Raw genomic sequence first — 4,161 nt, 5'->3', positions numbered from 1 at the left:
TTCACTCATGGTCTGCCTCGTCTCTTTTCGACAGACACTAGTTTAAACTGTTGTCCGGATATGTGGATCCACTATAGTGGTACAAAAAGTACGCACCATTGATCTCAGCACTAAGGCCGTATCGAATCACGATATGGGCTTGGTGTTTGAAGAACTGATACGTCGCTTTGCTGAAAGTTCGAACGACACCGCCGGTGAACACTTCACCCCACGCGATATCGTGCGCCTGACCACTTCGCTGGTGTTTATGGAAGACGATGATGCGCTGACCAAGCCCGGCATTATCCGCACCATCTACGATCCTACCGCCGGTACCGGCGGCTTCTTGTCGTCCGGTATGGAATACGTGCATGAACTCAACCCCGAAGCTGTCATGCGCGCCTACGGCCAAGAGCTCAATCCGGAAAGCTATGCGATTTGTAAAGCCGATATGCTGATCAAGGGCCAAGAGGTGGGCAATATCAAGCTCGGCAATACGCTCTCGAATGACCAGCTCTATGCCGACAAGTTTGATTACATGCTGTCGAATCCGCCGTTTGGCGTCGATTGGAAAAAAATCGAGCAAGAGATCAATGATGAACATAGCCACAAAGGTTTTGATGGTCGCTTTGGCGCGGGCTTGCCAAGAGTGTCAGATGGCAGCTTACTGTTCCTGTTGCACCTGATCAGCAAACTGCGTGACGCCAAAGACGGCGGGGCGCGTATCGGCATTATTCTCAATGGCTCGCCCTTGTTCACTGGCGGTGCCGGTTCGGGTGAATCAGAAATCCGCCGCTATATTCTGGAAGCCGATTTGTTAGAGGCCATCGTCGCGCTGCCTACCGATATGTTCTACAACACCGGCATCTCCACCTATGTCTGGGTGCTGTCGAATAAAAAAGCCAAGGCACGCAAAGGACTGGTGCAACTGATTAATGGCGTCAACCTGTGCGGCAAGATGCGTAAATCTTTGGGTAGTAAGCGCAATGTCATGGATGAGAACGACATCGCCATCATCACCCAATGCTTCGGTAATTTTGAAGGGGTCGATGCACGTGAACTGGATAAACCTGCCGAGCAAAAGAGCAATCGCGGCCGCCAGTCAGCCAACCCCAAGACCGAAGCGGCCAAAACCTTCGCCGCCAAGATTTTTAAAACCCACGAATTTGGCTACCGCCGTATCACCATAGAACGCCCGCTGCGCATGTCTTACCAATTTAGCGACGAGCGCATTGCCAGCCTGCGTTTTGAATCCGGTGCTTTAAATGCCGTGATGCAATGGGCCTACGCCGAATACGCCGGCCTTGCCACAACTGCTGATGGCGCAATATGGACAGACGCAGAAGCCTGCGCCCACTATGGCGACCTCAGCAGTCATCAAGACGCGATACGCCGTTACATCAAACTGCACTTTGCAGATCTTAAAGAAAAACACGTCAAAGACCTGCTAGACCGCGACACCTGGCGTAACCAGCTCGCCATCCTGCGCAAAGCCCGCCAATTGCAAGCAGCCATAGGCAGCGCCCAGTTTGACGATATGAACGCCTTTGATGATGCGCTGGCACTAGCGGCTAAAAAACAAGGTATTAGCCTAGACGCCAAAGACAAAAAAGCCATAGAAGCGGCAGTCAGTTGGAAGAACCCAGAAGCGCAAAAAGTCATCAAAAAAATCCACAAAACCAAGGCCGACGCCATCTATGGCTTGTTTGCCGGTGAAGGCGACTACGCCGGCAAAGTCGTCGAATACAAAGCCGATGGCGATCTGCGCGATGCAGAAAACGTCGCGCTAGACCCAAGCAAAACCGTCAACGCCATCAACGAAGCTTACTTCAAAAAAGAAGTGCAACCGCATGTGCCAGACGCCTGGATAGACGCCAGCAAGAAGGATGAAAAAGACCAGCAAATCGGCATCGTCGGTTACGAGATCCCGTTCAACCGCCATTTCTACCAATACCAGCCACCGCGCGATCTGGCCGAGATTGATGCTGATCTCGATGCCGTCAGTGCAGAGATCATGAAGCTGCTGCAAGAGGTGCATTCATGAGTAAAACGACCGTGATAAAAACAGATCAACCCGATTTTTCTGAAGTCGTCCACCTGATCGCGGCAGCACGTCAGCATGCCTACCAAGTCGTCAATACCACCCTAATTGAGTTGTACTGGCAAGTCGGCGCTTATATGAGCGATAAGCTTAAAGTCGCAGAATGGGGCGATGGCGTCATTCGGCAATTGGCTCAACATCTAGCGGTGACACAGCCGAATTTAAGAGGATTTACTAGCTCCAATTTGTTCCGTATGCGTCAGTTTTATGAAACTTATCAAAATGATCAAATTGTCGCGCCACTGGTGCGACAATTGCCGTGGACCCATAACCTGATCATTCTTGGCCGAAGTAAGCGTCCGGAAGAGCGTGAGTTTTACTTGCGCATGGCAACTCAGGAAAGATGGAGCAAGCGCGAATTGGAACGGCAATTTAATGCCGCTTTATTTGAGCGCATGATCTTAAATCCAGTAAAACTCTCAACAGTGTTGAGAGAAACGCAACCGGAAGCCATGCATGTCTTCAAGGACAGCTACATCGTCGATTTCTTAAACCTGCCACAAGATCACAGCGAGGCCAATTTACAGCAAGGCTTAATCGGCAAGCTCAAACAATTTTTGATCGAGCTGGGGCGCGACTTTTGTTTTGTCGGCAGTGAATATCCCGTGCAAGTGGGCAAACAAGATTTCGCCATCGATCTGCTGTTTTTTCATCGCGGCCTCAATGCTTTGGTGGCGATAGAACTCAAAGTAGATCGCTTTAGCCCCGCACATTTAGGGCAGCTCAATTTCTACCTCGAAGCCCTAGACCGCGACCACCGCAAAGCCCACGAAAACCCCGCCATCGGCGTGCTGCTGTGCGCCAGCAAAGATGATGAAGTGGTCGAGTACGCGCTCAGCCGCAGCCTGTCACCGGCCATGATCGCCGAATACCAAACCCAGTTGCCCGATAAAAAAATGTTGCAAGCCAAATTGCATGAGTTCTATCTGTTGAATATTGCGCAGGAGGAGGGGCTATGAGTCGGTATAAGGCTTATGCGGAATATAAGGATTCTGGGGTTGAGTGGTTGGGCTTGGTTCCGCAGCATTGGAAAACTTGTTCATTAAGATGGTTCATCGATATTGCTAGCGGCGATGGACTTTCAAATACTGATTTTGATAAGGCTGAGGATGATGTTAATAAATATCGAGTGATCGGTGGCAATGGAACACTTGGCTATACATCATTAATCAATACAGTAAGCAAATCATTTGCAATCGGGCGAGTCGGTGCCTTGTGTGGAAATGTACATTTTTTGGATGAGACATGTTGGATCACCGATAATGCGTTGAAACTTTCTACGTGGCGTAATTTTCAGGATAGCTATTTTCTTCATCTACTTGTTGCAGCACGGATTAACGAATATGCCAGCAGAAGTGCTCAACCCTTGATCACGGGGGAGCAAATAAAAGCATTGCGTGTCGTAATGCCAACCATAGACGAACAAGAAAAAATCGCCAACTTCCTCGACCACGAAACCGCCAAGATCGATACCCTGATAGCGAAGCAGCAAGGGCTGATCAAGCTGCTCAAAGAAAAGCGGCAGGCAGTGATTAGTCATGCCGTCACCAAAGGCCTCAACCCCAACGCCCCCATGCGCGACTCAGGTGTGGAGTGGTTAGGTGAAGTACCGGCGCATTGGGTGGTCAGTAAATTTGGATATATTTCCATGGTCGTTCGAGGTGGCGCGCCGCGCCCAGCAGGAGATCCGTTACTTTTTAATGGAGACTATTCTCCGTGGGTTACGGTTGCTGAGATTACCAAAGATGATGAAGTGTATTTGACTTCTACAGAGTCATTTCTAACCAAGTTGGGAAGTGAACAATGCAGAGTATTTTCAGCGGGAACACTATTAATTTCGAATAGTGGTGCTACGTTGGGTGTGCCAAAAATTCTTACAATCAACGCAAATGCAAATGACGGTGTCGTAGGATTTGAGTGCTTAAGCCTGAATCATGAATTTGCTTATTTCTATTTGTCGACGATTACAGATGATTTACGCGAGAGAATTAAACAAGGCTCAGGTCTAAAGTGGCCCCCTAAGTCCAGACAATTATTCAAAGAGTTTAAGATAGTGCCTGTTTCTGCCACAGCTGCGCGGC

3 protein-coding genes are annotated in these 4,161 nt (G+C 49.4%); all 3 read left to right on the top strand.

The annotated features are described in order from the left end of the window. The first annotated feature begins 133 nt into the window (after nt 1-133). Nucleotides 134-2,023, top strand: a complete 1,890-nt coding sequence (locus QN359_RS19435) for an HsdM family class I SAM-dependent methyltransferase (protein WP_322251150.1) — start codon at nt 134-136, stop codon at nt 2,021-2,023. Next, nucleotides 2,020-3,039, top strand: coding sequence for a PDDEXK nuclease domain-containing protein (locus tag QN359_RS19430; RefSeq protein ID WP_322249202.1), 1,020 nt, complete (start codon nt 2,020-2,022; stop codon nt 3,037-3,039). The genes QN359_RS19435 and QN359_RS19430 overlap by 4 nt, the downstream gene beginning before the upstream one ends. Beyond that, a partial coding sequence (locus tag QN359_RS19425; RefSeq protein WP_323493397.1) for a restriction endonuclease subunit S occupies nt 3,036-4,161 on the top strand: 1,126 nt, incomplete at its 3' end. The genes QN359_RS19430 and QN359_RS19425, both read left to right, overlap by 4 nt.

Source organism: Undibacterium sp. 5I2 (assembly GCF_035019605.1).
GTDB lineage: Bacteria > Pseudomonadota > Gammaproteobacteria > Burkholderiales > Burkholderiaceae_D > Undibacterium.
The sequence above is the reverse complement of the archived record's forward strand: the minus strand, read 5'-3'. Positions and strand labels throughout refer to the sequence as shown.